This is a genomic window from Clostridium sp. CAG:43, from assembly GCF_000434655.1.
GTDB classification, from domain to species: domain Bacteria; phylum Bacillota; class Clostridia; order Lachnospirales; family Lachnospiraceae; genus Otoolea; species Otoolea fessa.
This window is the reverse complement of the sequence record NZ_FR895095.1, coordinates 1-18334: the sequence shown is the minus strand read 5'-3', so window position 1 is coordinate 18334 and position 18334 is coordinate 1. Positions and strand designations below refer to the sequence as shown.

Below are 18334 nucleotides of genomic sequence, written 5' to 3'. Positions count from 1 at the left end.
GCCTCTATCTCATATCCTTCTGCCTCCAACTGTTTGATAACTTTCCAGACTGCCGTCCGTGATACATTTAAACGCTCACAGATCTCCTGTCCGGACAGGTAATCATCCGTTTCTTTTAACATTCGCAAAACTTCTGTTTTCACTTTTATTACCCCCACCATATTGTAAGTGTACTGACAATACATAAAAGGAACAATCCTGCTCCCACTGCCATCAGGATCATTCCGCCGGTCCGCAGATGCTTTCTTCCCCTTCCCCGGCGATAGCGGTCATAGCCATTGGCAAAATTCAGTACCGCCGCCAGAAGAAAGATTACCGGAAACAAAATCCGGTTTTCATCCGGGTTCAGAAACGCAAGAACCGCAAATATCACGATCAATATACCCACTACGATATGAAGCATATCCAGGGCAAACGCGATATTCGCGCTTTTCTTTCTTTTTTCCTGCAGGTTCAACGCATCCACTCCTTACTTATATTCGCAAACAACAGCCTCATTCTTCATATAGCACATAGCTTCTTGCATATACCCTTTCATCAACATATATGGGTATACATATCACTATGGGATATTATACCGAATGTCCGCAGGCTTGTCAAAAAAGAACTCGAAAAAGGCTGCGGTTCCTGCTTTACATAACCATCAGCCTTTTCTTATACCTTTTTTTATAACTTAGAGCCGCTCACTCCCGGCTACTCTGCCTTTTGAACATCCGTGCCAACTTCCGTCAGACCCTTTACCAGACCGGCAATGCCCTGGATCTCGGACGGGATGATGATCTTCGTCGCCTTGCCGTCCGCTGCTTTGGCAAATGCCTCCAGGCTCTTGAGCTGCAGCACTGCATTGTCCGCGCCTGCTTCCTTGATGAAGCGAAGTCCGTCTGCTTCCGCTTTCTGAACTTTGAGGATCGCTTCCGCCTCACCTTCTGCCTCGCGGATCATCTTTTCCTTCTGTGCTTCTGCACGCAGGATCGCCGCTTCCTTCTCTGCTTCTGCTTCCAGAATCGCGGACTCTTTCTTACCTTCGGCTACCAGGATCGTCGATTTCTTCTCGCCTTCGGCACGGAGAATGGACTCACGGCGCTCACGCTCTGCCTTCATCTGTTTCTCCATCGCATCCTGAATGGCTGCCGGAGGAATGATATTTTTCAACTCAACACGGTTTACCTTGATTCCCCACGGGTCTGTCGCCACATCGAGTGCAGCGCGCATCTTCGTGTTGATCGTCTCACGGGAGGTTAAGGTCTGGTCAAGTTCGAGATCACCGATGATATTTCGAAGGGTGGTCGCCGTCAGGTTCTCGATCGCCATGATCGGGTTCTCAACACCATAAGCAAACAGCTTCGGATCCGTGATCTGGAAAAATACAACCGTATCAATCTTCATCGTAACGTTATCTTTCGTGATAACCGGCTGCGGTGCAAAATCTACAACCTGCTCTTTTAAAATGACTCTTTTTGCCACGCGGTCAATGAACGGCACCTTGAAATGCACGCCAACCGACCATGTCTCCAGATAAGCACCCAGACGCTCTACGACTAATGCCTGTGCCTGCGGCACGATCCGGATACAGGATGACAAAATCAGAAGTACCACAATCGCAATGACAAGAAAACTGATAACTGCTCCCATATTTCCTACTCCTCCTTACATTTGCTGACAATCAGCTTGACGCCGCTGACCGCCTGAATCTGTACCATCGTATCCCTCGGAATCCGGCTTCCATCCGCCGAGCGTGCCGTCCATTCCTGGCCGGACACCATCGCCGTCCCTCTCGCCTCGTCGTTATCAATCTCTGCGGTTACCCGCGCTTTTTTACCCACCAGCGCGTCCACATTGGTCCGCACCGTCTTCTGATTGATATACCGGAGTGCCAATGGTCTTGTTGAATACAAAAGAAGGAATGAAACAACGACAAACACCGCCATCTGGATGTAAAGATTCACTCCCGCGATCGACAGGACACACGCAATCAGAGCGCCTCCAGCAAACCAGATCGAAGTCAGCGCCATCGACGCTGCTTCCAGCCCGATACACACTACAAACACCGCCAGCCAGACACACCATACTGCCATGTCATCCCCTCCTTCCATATAGGTCTTTTGACCCTGATATCTTAAAACTAGTATACGATATTTTCTGACATTTATCAACCAATCAGCTCTGTTTTTGAACTTACGGTTTTATTACAAACTTCTTAATGGAACATATCGATCTGCAGTTCAATTTATTTCTTCACAGCTCTCTATTTGCACAAACTATCCGGCTTAAAACATTGTTTCAAAAAATGCAATTTACTGCCGTCTCTGCCGTGCCGTCTCAAACAGCAGCACCGAAGCCGCCACCGCTGCATTGAGTGATTCAACCTTTCCAGCCATCGGAATCCTCACCCACGCGTCAGCAAGCGCCGCCGTCTCCTCGGTCAGACCATTTGCCTCATTTCCGATCAGAAAGCCGGACGGACCTGTATAATTTTCTTCTTCGTAGTTATGTTTCCCCTTTAAATGCGCCGCATAGAGGCGGATTCCCTGCTTTTTTACTTCCCCGATCGTCTGATGCAGGTCGTCCGTGTAGATAAACGGCACCCGGTAGATCGAGCCCATCGTGGAACGGATGACCTTCGGGCTGTAAATATCAGCTGAACCACGGTCAAGAATGATGCCTGTCACACCCGCCCCCTCTCCGGCGCGCAGGATTGTTCCCAGATTACCCGGATCCTGCAGCGTCTCCAGAATCACAAGCTCCGGTGCCTTTCCGTCCGGGCTATTTTTCAGCACATCTGAGATCTGATAAGAAAACTGTTCCGCTACCGCCAGGATACCCTGCGGTGTCTGGGTGTCCGACATATGGCGCATGACCTCATCCGTCACCGTCTCATACCGGCAGCCAGCCAGCAGTTTTTCTGCTCTTTCCCCCTGCTGGCGCAGAAAATTTTCCGACACATAGACTTCGCGGCGTCTCTCCACCGGCAGTTCCCCGAACATCTTCGGACCTTCCACCAAAAAGACGCCCTGTTCCCGTCTTGCTTTTGCTTTCTTTGCAAGCGCCGTCACCGCTCTGACACGGGCGTTGCCCGTGCTCGCGATCACAGGCTGCCTCCTGCCGCTTTCGTCTCCGGCACTCCGTAAACGCAATCCTCATCCAGTGTTTCCAGCTCCTCCAGCCACAGGCGGCTGCACGCATCGCTCGGCATACGCAGGTCGCCGCGCGGTGATACTGCAGCAGAACCTACCTTCGGACCATCCGGCAGGCAGGAACGCTTAAACTGCTGGTTGAAGAAACGGCGGTAGAAGACCTTCAGCCATTTAAGGATCGTTTCCTTATCATAAGCACCGTCAAATGCCTGACGCGCCAGGCGGTAAATCTTGCCCGGACGGTAGCCGAATCTTAATATATAGTAGAGATAGAAATCATGCAGCTCATAAGGACCAACCAAATCCTCCGTTTTCTGTGCGATCTTTCCATCCTCCTCCGGCGGCAGAAGCTCCGGGCTGACCGGCGTATCCAGTACATCCAGCAGAATATCAGAAAGCTCTTTCTCGCCACAGGTATCTGCATAATAGCGCACCAGATGGCGCACCAGCATCTTCGGAACCGAGCAGTTGACACCGTACATCGACATATGATCGCCGTTGTAGGTCGCCCAGCCAAGCGCCAGCTCCGACATATCGCCGGTACCGATGACAAGACCGCCGATCTTATTGGCAAGGTTCATCAGAACCAGCGTTCTCTGGCGTGCCTGTGAATTTTCATACGTTACATCATGAACCGACGGATCCTGTTCAATGTCACGGAAATGGATCGTAACTGCCTCTCGGATATCGACTTCTTTCAAGGTTGCACCCAGCTTTTTCGTGAGCTGGCAGGCATTCTGGTACGTCCGGTCAGTCGTACCAAAGCACGGCATCGTCACAGACAGGATATTTTCACGCGGAATCCCCAGCAGATCAAAGGCGCGCACGGTTACTAAAAGTGCCAGCGTTGAATCCAGACCGCCTGAAATACCAACGACAGCATGGCGGCATCCGGTATGTTTGAGACGTTTTTTCAATCCCATCGCCTGGATCGAAAGGATCTCCTCGCAGCGGCGGTTCCGGCTACCCGCATCGTGTGGGACAAACGGGGTCGGATCGATCACGCGCTCCAGCGCAAGCGGTTTCCGATCCAGCGTAAAACTTACAAACCGGTAATCCTCACGGCCTTCTGTCTGATAAGTCGTCATCCGGCGGCGCTCACATTCCAGACGTTCCAAATCGATATCTGCGTAGATCGTCTGATTCTCAAATCGCGCTGACTCCGACAGGATATTGCCATTCTCAGCGATAATATTCTGGCCGCCAAAAACGAGATCCTGGGAAGACTCTCCCTCGCCCGCATTGGCGTAAATATACGCACAGAGCAGCCGCGCCGACTGACCGCTGATCAGACTTCTGCGGTACTCGCTCTTGCCTGTCACCTCATCGCTGGCAGAACAGTTGACGATCACCGTTGCCCCCGCCGACGCGTGTGCAATACTCGGCGGATTTAAAACCCAGACGTCCTCGCAGATCTCCGCCCCCACGACGAGATTTTCCACATTGTCACAGGAAAATAAAAGCTTCATTCCCATTGGCACCTGATAACCGTCCCAGGAAACGTCGATTGTCTTTTCCCAGCCCGGGTTGAAATAACGTCCCTCATAAAATTCAGAATAGTTTGGAATCCATCTCTTCGGAACCAGACCGAGCAGCTTTCCATCCTGGATCGCCGCTGCCACATTGTACAATTTATTATTGTATTCCCACGGAAGTCCTACAAATACAAGCATTGAATCTCCAGCTGTAAAGGCGATCAGCTTCCTAAGCTCTTCCTTTGCCTTCGCCAGCAGCGATTTCTGGATAAACAGCTCACCGCACGTATATCCCGTCAGCACCAGCTCTGGAAATACCATAATCGAAGCGCCCTTTTTGCGCCCCTCCTCTATCTGTTCACAAACCTGTTCCCGGTTGTACTCTACATCTGCCACCTTCACTTCCGGCGTTGACGCGGCAACCCGGATAAAGCCATCTCTTATCATATGGTTTGTCTCCCTTATAAATGATTTTTAAAAACATAGCAACTGTTCAATAGGTCTGCGCATTTACTGCGCTGACCGTACGAAAACATGGACCAGCAGGCAAAAATCCCATTGCCGTAGGCAATTTTTAATGGATTTTTGCGCGTGACTGTGAAGGTACTGAACAGTTACGAATTTATTGTAACTGTCACTATACAAAAAGTCAAACACATAGGACGAAGTTTCCTATGACATAAAAAGAGAGCCGCTTTTCCCCCACAGAAAGCAGCTCTCCGGTCACGTTCACAACCGTTACATTAAATAGTTTGATTGCTGTATGTAAATATACCACTCTTTTCCAATTTTGTCAACGTCACTTTTGTCATTTTGCACAATAAATCATTTTCTTTTTTCGACAAGAAAAAGCAATTTTCACAGTTCTTTTTTACGAATCTTTCCGCTTTCAGTCTTTGAAAACTCCTTTAGCAAGGCAAATTTGCGCGGGATCTCATAATCTGCCAGTCTTTCCGCCAAAAATTCCCGAATTGCCATATTGGTACAACCACATTTCCCGCTGTCACTTCCAACATTTTCTAGTATATCGGAATTTCAAAAGATTGCCAAACTTGTACCACTGAAGGTTTACAAATTGTTTTTCTTTTTACTCAACTGCCAGAACGGATATTTCACGATACCGGGTGTGTTATTGTTTTGTCATCTTAAACGGTTGCTTTTCACTTCCGATGAATTTATAATAACGCCATAGGTTACAGTCTGAAACCAATCCCCGACGCAATGCGGACCAGGGGCGGACATTATAAAACGACACAGGAGGATACTGCCAAATGATCACCATTCAAAATCCGCTGACCTTTACTTCCTCTTATCCGCCCAAACAGTTAGGAGCTATCTCCGATCTGCTCTTTTTCGATATCGAGACAACCGGCTTTTCCGGCGACTACGCCTCGGTCTATCTGATCGGCTGCGTCTGGCACGACGGAAACACCTGGATTCTGACCCAGTATTTTGCCGAGACGAGGGATGCGGAGGAAGAGGTTCTCGACGCTTTTTTTGCACTTCTCCGGACAAAGCGCATCCTCGTCCATTTCAACGGCGACGGGTTTGACATTCCATTTCTGACGAAACGCTGTGTTTTTTATAAAAAGGACTGGAATTTTGAAGCAGTTGAAAGTTTTGATATTTATAAGAAAATACGCCCATTAAAGAAATTGCTGGGACTTGAAAATCTGAAACAAAAAAGCATCGAGCGGTTCCTCGGCATTGCCCGCGAAGATAAGTACAACGGCGGTCAGCTCATCGAGGTTTACGGTGAATATTTACAGACGCACTCTGAACTGCTGAAACACCTTCTGATTCTCCATAACGAGGATGACTTAAAGGGAATGCCGCAGATTCTGCCGATTCTCGCCTACCCGGACTTTCTGACCGGCGATTTTTCTTTCAAAGGTTCAGAAAGCCGTGATATCCCATATGCGGACGGAAACTCAGAAAAGCACCTGCTGCTTCACTATGAAAGCCCCGTCTCTCTGACAAGCGGATTCCAGTTTTCCATCGGTGAGCTGGAGCTATCGGCGGAAGGAAACCGCTTGACGCTCGACCTTCCATTATATTCCGGGGAACTGAAACGATTTTACAGCGATTATGAGAATTATTACTATATGATCTACGAGGACTGCGCCATCCACAAAAGTGTCGGTCAGTATGTGGATCGCTCCGCCCGCAAGAAGGCAACCGCCAAAACGTGCTACACCCGCGCAGCCGGGCTGTTTGTGCCGCAGCCGCTTCTTGCAGATGGCACTCCGATGTGGCATGAATGCCTGAAAGCAGACTATAAGAGTAAGCAGCTGTTTGTGCCGTATTCAGAACAGCTTTTCACAGATCCAGAGACGGCAGTGCTGTACTTACATAATTATCTGAGAGAATTGTCCTTATAAACTACAGCACCCGTCCACGCTCTCTTATCTCCCGGATCACGTGTCCCATCCTTTTTCTCCGGACTGCCTGTTCTTTCGCCCTCTCCCGTGCAAGCAGCGCCCGGATGAACGCAAAGGTTCTCTCCTCGCCCTGCTCTTTCAGCATCGTGAGGAGATATTCCAGCTGGTATTTCGTCCTCGGGTGCATCACGACAAAATCTCTGCCTCTTTCAAAGTATTCCCACGCACACGCATCCGTGTAATCTTTTCCCTTATAAACCTTCGACGCGGCAATCCGGTCCATTACCATCTCGATCAGGTAGCGAAGGGGCATTTTATTGCCGACAAGCCCCCAGGACTTGTCCGGTGCAAAATCGATCCAGTATTCGAAATGATGTTTGTTGCGTCCCTTGTGGTGCAGCCATGCCGCCGAATAGCCCTTTTCTTCTTTTTCCGCCGCATTTGGGCTGCGGTTTCCCTGATAATATTTAACGCCGGTCGCAAATTCCTCCCAGGAATACTTGGAGAGGTCGTGCAGAAGTCCCTGGCGGTACAGCCCTACCGCAAAGCAGTTTTTCATGACCTCGCATTTATGTTTCGTGATCGTCAAAAAATGATGATACGCATTGTAAATATAATTCATTTTCCTACCTCTTTCCCCTTTTCTTTCCTCCTATTTTACCCCCCGTATCCTGGTTTGACAACCCCACTTTCTTTCGCGGTTTTCTGGAAAATACCCGTTACTGGGCACACATGTGTGTACAGTAACAAATGCCCTTATTTTCCACAAAAATTTAACTATTTTTAAATGTCTGAATTTCCAGAAATTTTATGCGAAAACGTTTGACATCAATATGAAACTATGCTATTCTTGGAACAGGTCGTAAATCCATGCGGCCATCACTATTTTTTATATTTTTTTGGAGGTATCATATGAACAGAGGTACTGTAAAGTGGTTCAACAACCAGAAAGGTTACGGATTTATCTGCGACGAGCAGGGCAACGATGTATTCGTTCACTACTCCGGACTGAACATGGAAGGCTTCAAGTCTCTTGAGGAAGGCGCTCAGGTAGAGTTCGAAGTTGTTAACGGTGCTAAGGGACCGCAGGCTACTAACGTAACCAAGCTTTAATCATCAACTTTCCAGTGTACCTGTTTTCCAAATATGTTTGATATATATTTTGCGAATACGTTATATTGATCTAAGTAAAGTGATTATAAAAAGGGATACCGCTTCGGCAGTATCCCTTTTTTCGTTACTGCTCACACATGTGTGAACAGTTACCTTTTTTTCTGTCCTGCCATGCGGAACATATCCAAATATCCTTTTTCCGCACAGCAGCCATATCTATTATCTCATTTCTTTTTACTTCTTAGCTTTCTCGTACAGTTTTTTCAGCTCATCCACACTAAATTCATAGTGCTTGTTGCAGAACTGGCAGTTGACTTCGATGCTCTTGCCCTCGTCGATCATCTCCTGCAGCTCCTTGCCGCCGATGCTGATCAGCGCCTTTTCTACACGGCTCTTGGTGCAGTTGCAGGTAAACTGAATCGGCATCTTATCCAGAATCTCCAGACCAAATTGTCCTAAAATCAGCTCCAGAATGTCCTCCGGGGTCATTCCCTTATTTAACATCGTCGTCACCGGCTCCAGCTCACCGATTGTCTTTTCAAGTGCCGCGATCGTCGCCTCCTCTGCTCCCGGAAGAAGCTGGATGATAAATCCGCCTGCCTGGCGCACCGTATTTTCTTTATTCATCAGAACGCCCAGTGCCACGGAGGACGGAGTCTGCTCGGAGGTCGCATAGTAATAAGTCAGATCTTCCGCAATCTCACCCGTTACCAGGATCGTCTGTCCCACATACGGCTCTTTCAAACCGATATCCTGGATTACGCTCAAGACGCCGACTCCCAGCGCACCGCCCACATCCAGCTTGCCCTTCGCATTCGGCGGCAGCATTACCTCCGGGTGGAACGCGTAGCCCTTGACATTGCCGTTCTTATCTGCTGTCACTGTCAGACCGCCGATCGGACCATCGCCCTCGACCCGGATGGTTAAAAGATCACTGTCCGCTTTCATCATCGATCCCATCATGACTCCTGCCGTCATCAGGCGTCCCAGCGCTGCGGTCGCCACCGGACTGGTATTGTGCGCCTGTCTGGCTTTCTCCACCAGATCGCGAGAAGTCGCCGCAAATGCGCGGATCTGACCATTCGCCGCCGTCGCACGGAGCATATAATCTCCGGTCTGTCCCGTTATTTCACCTGCTTTTATCTTTTCCATCATTTATACCTCTTTTCCATGTTCTCTCGCAACCACATAGATTCGGTCGCTCTCTTTTCGCGGCGCGTTCTTCGTAAATGCGTCATACGCCGCCACAAATTCCATGCCCGCCTCTGTGAGCGCCTTTTTTATCTCGTCCAACGACCACGCGCGCTCAAAATGCGTCTCCTGATAGCGGCGGTATAAGTCATCCTCCTCACGGATAAAGAGCGTCAGATCGTAGGAGTTAATTTTCTCCTCTTCATCATACTCATTTTCCCAGATGAAGCTCCCCTCGTCGCGCACCTCCGCGATCGTCTCACTTCCCATTGCCTGAAACTTTGCCTCCGTATTCAGGTCGAAAATGAACATTCCCTTCGGATCCAGATAATTGTTGACCAGCGAAAATACGTGCGCCAGATCGTCATAATCCAGAATATAATTCAGCGAATCGCAGATACTCACGACCGCCCGGACCGTCCCGTACAATTCAAATTCGCGCATATCCTGCAATAAATATAAAATCGGCAGCCCGGATTCTGCCCGTTTTTCGATTGCTTCCTGCAGCATATCCTCCGAGACATCCACGCCGATCATATCATAGCCTTCCTTTGCCAGAAGCTCCGTCAGCGTGCCGGTTCCACATCCCAGATCCAGCACCAGACCATCGTTGATCCCATATTCCTTTAAAAGAGAAGTCAGGTACCCGCACCAGTCCTCATAGGGAATATTATCCATAAACATATCATATACTTCCGCAAAACTCGTGTAAGCGTCCATTTAGCCTCTCCTTCTATATTGCCGATGCAAAAATGACTGCCATGCACCGAAAGCTTTCCCCTACTGCACAATCACCTTCCGATGCCAGCACTCCCATCATAGCAATTTTTCGCCCTGTTTGCAAGAATAATTGAAAAAGCACGCGCAGATGACCATGAATGGAGTAATTGTTCACAGGTAGGCACTTTTGGAACTGAAAGTGCCGTAAGAAAACGTGGTGGCAGCAGGATTTTGTCGTATACACTAACTCTTGACGTTCCACGCAGAACTGACTATACTAGAGCGTATGAAAAATTTGACTGAAAAACAAAAACATTCCCCCATCAAAAGCCGCCGTTTTTACCGCCGGCAGATGTGGCTTCCGGCGCTGGTGCTGATCGCGTCCATCCTGCTCCTGTGGCAGAATGCCGGAGAACATTCACACTCCCCGCGGCCGATAAACAGCCAGTGCAAGTTTGAAAATTTTTATAACCCGGCTCAGCCCTATGTCTCGGTGAACGCTCCTTCCTTATATTATACAGGGTGCGCTGCCTACGATGGAAAGAAAGAGACCGGATATTATTACTACTCTCTGGAAAATGGAACCTGCCATTTCTATCTGCTCGATCCGTCTTCCGGCTATCCAGATCCGCCCGAACGCAAAGCACTTTCATTAAACGGGCGTTTGATCCGCCTGAACGAGGATACCTATGAATCGCTTCTCCAGACGATGGCGGACAGTCTCTCCTGGACGGTGAGCTCCCTGCGGAATATGACTTCTCCTTATATCATATCCGCTCTGCCGTATCCCGCCCTGACGCATGAGGTATTTCATCTATTAGCTGGATGTGCGTTTCTGATCGCCCTGGTGGATCTGATCTGGCTTTTTTACCATTCACTCCGGCACCGCCGGGAGCCGCTGCAGCTTTCCGGTGAGGCACAGCAGGGGCAACAGGATTCTTCCAGTGAGCAGCCGCGCACTTTGATTTCCCACCGCAGGAAAAAACATTGACAGACGATTCGAGCCATGCCGCTTTCCCTGGCATAGGCTGAACCGTCTGTCTTTTTTCGGCTGCTATTTCGTTTTTCTCTATTTCAGCTTATCAGATTATGCTTCTATCTGAATACACCGCGCCCAGTGTGTCCTTGAAAGTTGTACTGCCTCCGGTGACAGCGGCACATGGGCACACGCCTCTCTTCTCTTCGGACATCGCTCATAAAAGATACACTTCTCCCCACTGCCCGCTATCTTCTTTGGTGCATTCTGGACGGACCGCTCTTTTTCCTGATGTTCCAAAAGGTTCTCTTTCGTCTGTCCCCGCTCAGGTTTTTCTATCCGGCTGTCTCTCTCCGGCTCCGCACTCTGCTTTCCTGCCTCCGCATCCAGTTCCATTGTATCCCCGCCGATCGCCGCTTCCAGCAGAAGTTTCGTGTACGGGTGCGCCGGATGCTCATAGATCTCTTCTGCCAGACCTTCTTCCACAATCACACCCTTGTAAATGACCATGACACGGCTGCAGAGCCCGCGCACGACGTTCAGATCGTGGGAAATAAAGAGGATGGTCATCTGCTTTTCGGCGTGCAGCTTCAAAAGCAGGTTCAAAATCTGGGACTGGACCGTCACATCAAGCGCCGAAACAGGCTCATCCGCGATCACCAGGCGCGGATCCATGAGAAGTGCCACGCCGATGCTGATGCGCTGTTTCTGACCGCCAGAAAGCTCTCTCGGATGGCGCGCCGCAAAGGACTCGTCCAGTCCGACATTTTCAAGCATTTCCTTCACTAGCTGCCTGCGCTCTGTGCGGTCCCTGATGCCGCGCAGGCGCAGCGGTTCTTCCAGAATCCATCCGATCGTCCGCGCCGGGTTGAGCGATCCCGCCGGATCCTGAAATACCATCTGCGGACGGACGCCGTCACGCACCTTCACCTCACCCGTATAATTGTCATGAAGTCCCAGGATCGTCTTGCTGAGCGTCGATTTGCCGCAGCCACTCTCGCCCACGATCCCCACAATCTCTCCCTCTCTTGCCGACAGGTTCAGATCGTGAATTACGTGTTTTTTTCCTTTTTTGCGGAACAGACCGCCACGCACATCGTAAAATACGTTCAAATCCGTCAGGCGCAGGATCTCCCCGCCAGAGCTTTCCCCTTTTTCTCCCTCCGGAATCGACGCCACCAGATGGCGCGTATATTCATGCTTCGGATGCAGAAGGACGTCTTCCGTCTGCCCTTCTTCCACGATCTCGCCCTTATAAACCACGATCACACGGCTGCAGAGCGCACGCACAACATTCAGATCATGGGAAATAAAGAGAATCGACGTTCCCTTGGTCCGGTGGATATTCCGCAGAAGCTCCAGGATCTGTGCCTGAACGACACAGTCTAACGCTGTCGTCGGCTCATCCGCAATCAGAAGACTCGGGGAATTGATCATCGCCTGCGCGATCATCACACGCTGGCGCATGCCGCCGGAAAGTTCATGCGGGTATTTACCGCACAGCCCCTCCGGGTCCGGCAGACCGACTTCTGAGAGTGCCTGCACCACCCGTTCATGGATCTCAGCATTTCCGAGTTTCGTATGGATCCGCAGGCTTTCCCCGACCTGCCGTTCGATTTTCAATACCGGATTTAAGGAGGTCATCGGCTCCTGAAAGACCATCGCCATTTTGCTGCCGCATAGCTGTCTCCGCTTTTCCGGTTTCATGGTCACCAGATCTTCTCCCTGAAAACAGAGCGATCCGGAGGCAATCTCGGCGTCCTTCGGAAGCAGCCCCATCAGAGCAAGCGCACTCATGGATTTTCCTGACCCTGACTCGCCGACTACTCCGACGATCTCGCCTTTTCCGATCGAAAAGCTGATGCCCTTGACTGCCTCAAAGGTCGAATTTCCTTCTGGAAAACGGATCGACAGATTTTTTATCTCAACCAATGGTTCCATCTTTTCGCCTCCTTACTGCTGCATCGAGCGCAGCCCCTCGCTCACCATGCTGAATCCCAGAATAATCAGGATGATCGTCACGCCCGGTCCGATCGCGTACCACGGCGCATTGAACAGGTACGACTGCGCTTCGTAAAGCATTCTCCCGAGACTCGGCTCCGGCGGCTGGATTCCCAGTCCCAGATAACTCATACTCGCCTCCGCCAGCACCGCATTGTTAAATCCGATCGCCGCCGCCGTCAAAAGGCTGACCGCCGCATTCGGCAGAATATGGGCAAAAATAATCCGGATATGCCCTGCGCCAAGGATCCGCGCACTCTTGACAAAATCCAGTTCCCGGCACCGGATCACCTCACTGCGGACGATCCGGGCAAAACTCGGGATAAAAAGGATTCCCAGCGCCAGAATGATGTTGTAGCTTCCCGGCTTCGTCAGGCTGATGAAGATAAGCGCCAGAAGAATGCTCGGAAACGATAAAAGGATATCATTGAAACGCATGATCAGGTTATCGAAAAAGCCGCCGAAATAGCCGGTCAGCGCACCGACGATCGTGCCAAACACACACCCGATCAGAACCGTGCAGACTGCCACAAAAAAGGTGCTGCCGCTTCCCGCCATCACACGGCTCAAAATATCGCGCCCGAAGTTATCCGTTCCCAGCGGGTGTGCTGCACACGGCGCCAGATTGACTGCCATGGAGTCCATCGTCGTCGTCCCATACGGCGTCCAGAACTGTCCGATCAGGGCAACTGCCAGAAAGAACAGCGTGATCACGCCCCCTATCATCAGATTATAATTCTTTCGTTTCATTCGTCTTCCCTCTATTCTTCCGCCGTCCGGACTCTCGGATCCAAAACCTGATAAATCATATCAACCGCAAAATTGATAAGTACGACCACCGATGTGATATACAGCACGATCGCCTGCACAACCGGATAATCGCGGTTGGAGATCGAGCTGATCAGAAGTCTTCCGATTCCCGGCACGCTGAACACCTGCTCCGCCACGATGCTGCCGGCAAGGATCTCCGCGATTACCATCGCAAAGAACGTCACAACCGGAATCATCGCATTTTTCAGCACATGCCCGTACAATACCGCCGTTTCCGTATTGCCGCGGCTGTAGGCAGTCCGCACGTATTCCCGGTTCATCTCGGTCAGAATCGAGCTTCGCAGGAATTTCACCACCATCGCAATCTTCGGCAGCGCCACCGCGAGCGCCGGAAATAAAAGGTACTGTGCAGACTTTCCGAAATTTTCCGACGGTTCGATAAATTTACCCGGCTGGAACATATGAAGAATCAGTCCAAACACGTAGGTCAGGATCATGCCGAGAAAGAATGACGGCACCGCCATCAGAATCTGCGTCAGGCAGTTCGTCAGCGTATCGACCCATTTCCCGGCAAACCGGGCACTCAGGATTCCGAGTGGAACTGAAATCACCGTGATGATGAGCAGGGAAATGACTGCCAGAAGCACCGTGACCGGAAGCCGCTGTGCCAGAAGGGAGCGGACTGAGGTTCCCTCATACCGGTAGGACTCCCCGAAATCCCCCTGCATCGCATCGGTCACCCATCTTCCATACCGCTCCAGAAGTGGATCATTTAATCCCATCTCATCCCGCGCCCGCTCTAACTGCTCTTCCGTCGCGTCCTTTCCCAGCCTGGAAAGTGCCGCATCGCCCGGAATCACAGAAAAAGCGGTAAACGTCAGGAAGGATATGACCAACAATGTGATAATGAGAGTTATCAGTTTTTTTATAAAGAATTTCATAATTCCCTCCTGCGTTTACCGCTTCTTATTCTGTTGTTATTTCCTGGTTACTGTTCACGGGCAGGCACTTTTGAAACCGAAAGTGCCGTAAGAAAACGTGGTAGCAACAGGAATTTGCTGGATTGTAACTGTATATTTTACTGCTCTACCTGATATAACAGGGACATATCCTCTGCTGCCGTTGGGTAGAAGGTGTAGCCGCCAAACTTCTTGCTGACTGCTACGAGGTTCGCCGGATCTTCGATGTAAACGGCTGCCGCATCCTCTGCCAGGATCATCTGCGCCTTCTTGTAGTTTTCTACTTTTACATCGTCATCAACGGTTGTGTATGCTGTATTAAATACATCGTCGTACTCAGTGTTGGAGTAATGCATGAAGTTCTTCGCATCGTCTGTCACATATTTCTTGAGCCAGTCGCTCGGTGCCAGCGTTCCGTCAAAACCGATGACGGTCGCCTGGAAGTTGCCTCCCTTGTATACATCCTGCAGCCAGGTGCTCCACTCAACCTGATTTAAGGTCACGTTGATGCCGACCTGGGACAGCTCATCCGCGATGATCTGCGCGCTGTCTACGTGCTGGCTGTATGAGCTCGGAACGGTGATTTCCAGATCAAAGCCATCTGCGTATCCGGCATCTGCCAGAAGCTCTTTTGCCTTCTCCGGATCGTAGCTGTATACGGTCTCTGCCTCCGGCTCATAGTATTTCGACATTGCCGGAATCATATGGGAGCCGATGAGGTGGCTCTTTCCGCCGAAAATAAAGTTGTTGATCGCATCGCGGTCTACCGCATAGCAGAGTGCCTGACGCACCTCTGTCTTGGAAAGCGGCTCGTAAGCGCTGTTTAAGTACATCGCATGGACGAGGTTCATGCTTCCCTGTACGATGTTGTAATCATCGCCCAGTGTCTCCGCCTGTGCGGAGGTTAAATATTTCAGAATGTCGATGGTGCCTGCCTGCAGCTCTACAAATGCAGTGTCCACATCGGCAATAAATTTAAATTCCACGCTGTCCAGGCTCGGAACGCCCTCCTGCCAGTAGCCGTCATATTTTTCCAACTCCAGGTTCTGTCCCGGTGTGTAGGAAACATATTTGAATGGGCCGGTACCGATCGGATTGCCTGCCGGGTCCTCGTTGGACTGCGGAATGATGGCAATCGTCATCATCGGAAGAAACTCTGAATAACTTTCTTTCAGGTTTACAACCAGTGTCTTGTCATCCTGCACCTCTACACTATCTACAAGCGAAGAAAAAGCGGAGGATTCGCCCTGAATCTCCGCATAACGATCGATGGAATATTTGACATCTTCGATGGTAACCGGTGTGCCGTCATGGAATGTGATGCCATCTCTCAATGTGAAAGTATAAGTCTTTGCATCATCGGAAATGGTGTAATCGCTAGCAACAGCCGGAATAAATCCGCCATCGGAAGTAGGCTTTACAAGCCCTTCGTACAAATTGAAAACCACGTCTCTAGTTCCTGCGTCCGTATCTACATGGGGGTCAAGACTAGCCAGGTCCTGCGTCATGCCATACACAACGCTGCCGCCTGGTACTGGTGTTCCTTCTGAAAGAGTATTACTGGTCTCTGCTTCGCTGGACTCGCCAGCTGCTTCTGAGGTGCCTTCTGCTGTCTTGCTGCCTCCGCATGCACAGAGTGAAGCAGATAACAAAAGTGCCATTACGCCTGAAAGAAGCTGTTTCTTTTTCATATCTTTGTCCTCTCGAATTCGTAATAATCTCTCATTATTAAATTGTCTTAGCCATTATAGCAGATTTTCATAGAAAATCAACTTTTCCAGCATAATTTAGGACTTTCTCACTATCTTTCAGGATGTTTTTTGTTGAAATTTACGAATTGATCCGGCTCGAAACTGTCAAAAATAAAAACATCAAACTGTTTCCGGTGCCTGTTTAATTCGCCCTGGTTTTTAATCGTCCACGCCGCCATCTTACATTTGTAGAAATAACGCAGCATTTCCACCGGAAGCGTGTTGCTGAACTGGCAGTTGTACGCAATGAAATCCGGTCTGCAAAATCCGTTCAGCATACAGTATGTAAGCATCTCCCGCACAATGACCGGCGTTTTCAATCCCTCGCCGCGGTGATTGGTCGCAAGCTGTCCGCGCAAAACATTTGGACGATGGCGCTTAAACCAGCCGAGTGCCAGCGGACTGAACGATTCGATGCAGTACTCACCCGGATAACGGTCTAAAAGCACCGCGCATTTCTCGCACAGCTCCCGGTGGACAATCTCCGCTTTCAGCTCGATGATAAGCGGTGTGCGTCCATCCGCCAGCTCAAGCACTGTCTCAAAGGCTGGTATCGTCTGGGATGAACCAAACAAACGATAGCTTTGCAGCTCTTCAAAGGTACAGTCGCGTATCTTCCGGTCAACGCCCGCCGCCCGCTTCAGATCCCAGTCGTGAAATACGACCGGAACCCCGTCTTTTGTCAGCTGTACATCCAGCTCGATCCCATATCCCATCTGGATCGCGCGCTCAAACGCCGGGAGCGAATTTTCCGGACATTCGCTCCGGTTGTCATGAAATCCCCGGTGGGCGATGTATTGCCGCTCAAATGCCTGCATTCTCGCCTTCCGCCCCGTCTCCGGCAGCATACTGCAGTAAAACAGAGATAAGAGCGATATCGTTACCATCCCTGGAATTACGATTGTCATATGTAAATAGCCTCTTTTCTTTCGTCACACAACGGCTCTGCGCCGTCATACTAATCTTCTATCTCCCAATGCACCTGGCTTCCACCATTTCCTTTTTTTACCACCAGCTTGTGTCCCATCTCCTCTTTCAGCTCCATCACGTGGGAAATGATGCCGATCAGGCGTCTTCCTCCGGACAGCTCCTGCAGCACCTGAACCGCCCGCGTTCGTGATTCCTCATCCAGGGAACCAAATCCCTCATCAATGAACATCGCATCCACCTTCACGCTGCCTGCCGCATTCTGGATGACATCCGCCATGCCGAGCGCCATCGCAAGCGCCGCCAGAAAGGATTCTCCACCGGACAGCGTTTTGACGTCCCGGACCCGGTCAGTCACAAAGCTGTAGACATCCAGGTCAAGTCCCACTTCTCCCTGTTTTCCCAGATCGGCCAGACCGCGGCATTGAAGTTCAAAGGTTCCTTTCGTCATCCGGCGCAGGCGGCGGTTAGCTGCCTGTATCATCTGGCGGAAATACTGGCGCTGTACATACGTCTGGAAATCGATCCGCGCCGCGCCGCTCAGTTTTCCGTCCGCCGTCTGGTAAAGCTCGCTGATCTGCTGTTTTTCCCGGTCAAGCTGCTCCCGTTCCTGCAGATACACCCGAAGTGCCGCATATGCATCCTCGTTGCGCGTCCGCACCGACATATGTTCCCGGTGAAGCCGCGACCAGCGCGTTTTTTCCTCTTCCCAGTGCCGGATCGCCTGCTGGATTTTTTCTTCCGGATCTGTTTCCGAATCTGCTTCCATATGTTCCCGGAGCGAAGATAAGCTTCCCTCCAGCTCCCGGCATTTTTCCCGGCACTCCTGTGCTTTCTTATCAGCCGCTGTCACCGCCTCTGCAAGTGTTTCCAGCTCCCGGCTGCGCTTCTCAAGCTCCACCCGGAGTGTCCGGCTGTCTTTCCACTCCAGCCGC

18 protein-coding genes are annotated in these 18334 nt (G+C 50.5%); 3 read left to right on the top strand and 15 right to left on the bottom strand.

The window, feature by feature from the left end:
• The 6 genes from QVO97_RS07925 to QVO97_RS07900 form a co-directional block, all read right to left on the bottom strand.
• Positions 1-122, bottom strand: a 122-nt coding sequence (locus QVO97_RS07925; RefSeq protein ID WP_369678400.1) for an HTH domain-containing protein, incomplete at its 3' end; no start/stop codon positions are given.
• Positions 123-148: 26 nt separating this feature from the next.
• A complete protein-coding gene (locus QVO97_RS07920) occupies positions 149-457 on the bottom strand; it encodes a DUF6637 family protein (protein WP_022359804.1) in 309 nt (102 codons plus the stop codon).
• 236 nt (positions 458-693) lie between these two features.
• Positions 694-1632 carry an SPFH domain-containing protein gene (locus tag QVO97_RS07915; protein ID WP_022359803.1) on the bottom strand — a complete coding sequence of 313 codons (939 nt, stop codon included), beginning with the start codon at positions 1630-1632 and terminating at the stop codon, positions 694-696.
• 5 nt (positions 1633-1637) lie between these two features.
• Positions 1638-2075: an NfeD family protein gene (locus tag QVO97_RS07910; protein ID WP_022359802.1), complete on the bottom strand. Its 438-nt coding sequence runs from the start codon at positions 2073-2075 to the stop codon at positions 1638-1640.
• A 219-nt stretch (positions 2076-2294) separates the two neighbouring features.
• On the bottom strand, positions 2295-3089 hold the full coding sequence (locus tag QVO97_RS07905) for a TrmH family RNA methyltransferase (RefSeq protein ID WP_022359801.1): 795 nt from the start codon (positions 3087-3089) through the stop codon (positions 2295-2297).
• The gene (locus QVO97_RS07900; RefSeq protein WP_288189384.1) at positions 3086-5053 is read right to left on the bottom strand and encodes an NAD(+) synthase; all 1968 of its coding nucleotides are present in this window, start codon (positions 5051-5053) and stop codon (positions 3086-3088) included. The genes QVO97_RS07905 and QVO97_RS07900 overlap by 4 nt, the downstream gene beginning before the upstream one ends.
• Positions 5054-5880: 827 nt before the next feature.
• On the opposite strand from QVO97_RS07900, the gene QVO97_RS07895 reads away from it, so the two are divergent.
• Complete coding sequence (locus QVO97_RS07895) at positions 5881-6990, top strand: ribonuclease H-like domain-containing protein (RefSeq protein WP_022359799.1); 1110 nt, start codon at positions 5881-5883, stop codon at positions 6988-6990.
• 1 nt (position 6991) lies between these two features.
• Here QVO97_RS07895 and QVO97_RS07890 read toward each other — a convergent pair whose 3' ends face one another.
• Entirely contained in the window at positions 6992-7612 is a 621-nt protein-coding gene (locus QVO97_RS07890; protein ID WP_022359798.1) for a DUF5662 family protein, read from the bottom strand.
• 290 nt (positions 7613-7902) lie between these two features.
• Here QVO97_RS07890 and QVO97_RS07885 point away from each other — a divergent pair, with 290 nt between their 5' ends.
• The gene (locus tag QVO97_RS07885) at positions 7903-8103 is read left to right on the top strand and encodes a cold-shock protein (RefSeq protein WP_022359797.1); all 201 of its coding nucleotides are present in this window, start codon (positions 7903-7905) and stop codon (positions 8101-8103) included.
• A 234-nt stretch (positions 8104-8337) separates the two neighbouring features.
• On the opposite strand, the gene hslO is transcribed toward QVO97_RS07885, so the two are convergent.
• Positions 8338-9258, bottom strand: coding sequence for an Hsp33 family molecular chaperone HslO (gene hslO, locus QVO97_RS07880; RefSeq protein WP_333489824.1), 921 nt, complete (start codon positions 9256-9258; stop codon positions 8338-8340).
• Entirely contained in the window at positions 9259-10014 is a 756-nt protein-coding gene (locus tag QVO97_RS07875) for a class I SAM-dependent DNA methyltransferase (protein ID WP_022359795.1), read from the bottom strand.
• Between the two features lie 286 nt (positions 10015-10300).
• Between QVO97_RS07875 and QVO97_RS07870 the strand changes: the two genes are divergently transcribed.
• The gene (locus QVO97_RS07870; RefSeq protein ID WP_022359794.1) at positions 10301-11005 is read left to right on the top strand and encodes a hypothetical protein; all 705 of its coding nucleotides are present in this window, start codon (positions 10301-10303) and stop codon (positions 11003-11005) included.
• Positions 11006-11101: 96 nt separating this feature from the next.
• Here the strand turns inward: QVO97_RS07870 and QVO97_RS07865 are convergent, their stop codons facing one another.
• The 6 genes from QVO97_RS07865 to QVO97_RS07840 all read right to left on the bottom strand — a co-directional run.
• Positions 11102-12931 (bottom strand): dipeptide ABC transporter ATP-binding protein, encoded by a 1830-nt coding sequence (locus QVO97_RS07865; protein ID WP_022359793.1) that lies wholly within the window; start codon positions 12929-12931, stop codon positions 11102-11104.
• 12 nt (positions 12932-12943) lie between these two features.
• Complete coding sequence (locus QVO97_RS07860) at positions 12944-13741, bottom strand: ABC transporter permease (RefSeq protein ID WP_022359792.1); 798 nt, start codon at positions 13739-13741, stop codon at positions 12944-12946.
• A gap of 11 nt (positions 13742-13752) precedes the next feature.
• Entirely contained in the window at positions 13753-14703 is a 951-nt protein-coding gene (locus QVO97_RS07855) for an ABC transporter permease (protein WP_022359791.1), read from the bottom strand.
• A 137-nt stretch (positions 14704-14840) separates the two neighbouring features.
• Positions 14841-16412 carry an ABC transporter substrate-binding protein gene (locus QVO97_RS07850; RefSeq protein WP_022359790.1) on the bottom strand — a complete coding sequence of 524 codons (1572 nt, stop codon included), beginning with the start codon at positions 16410-16412 and terminating at the stop codon, positions 14841-14843.
• 110 nt (positions 16413-16522) lie between these two features.
• Positions 16523-17380 carry a glycerophosphodiester phosphodiesterase family protein gene (locus QVO97_RS07845; protein ID WP_022359789.1) on the bottom strand — a complete coding sequence of 286 codons (858 nt, stop codon included), beginning with the start codon at positions 17378-17380 and terminating at the stop codon, positions 16523-16525.
• Positions 17381-17430: 50 nt separating this feature from the next.
• Positions 17431-18334 (bottom strand): SbcC/MukB-like Walker B domain-containing protein (locus QVO97_RS07840; RefSeq protein WP_288189355.1); only part of this gene is annotated, 904 nt, incomplete at its 5' end.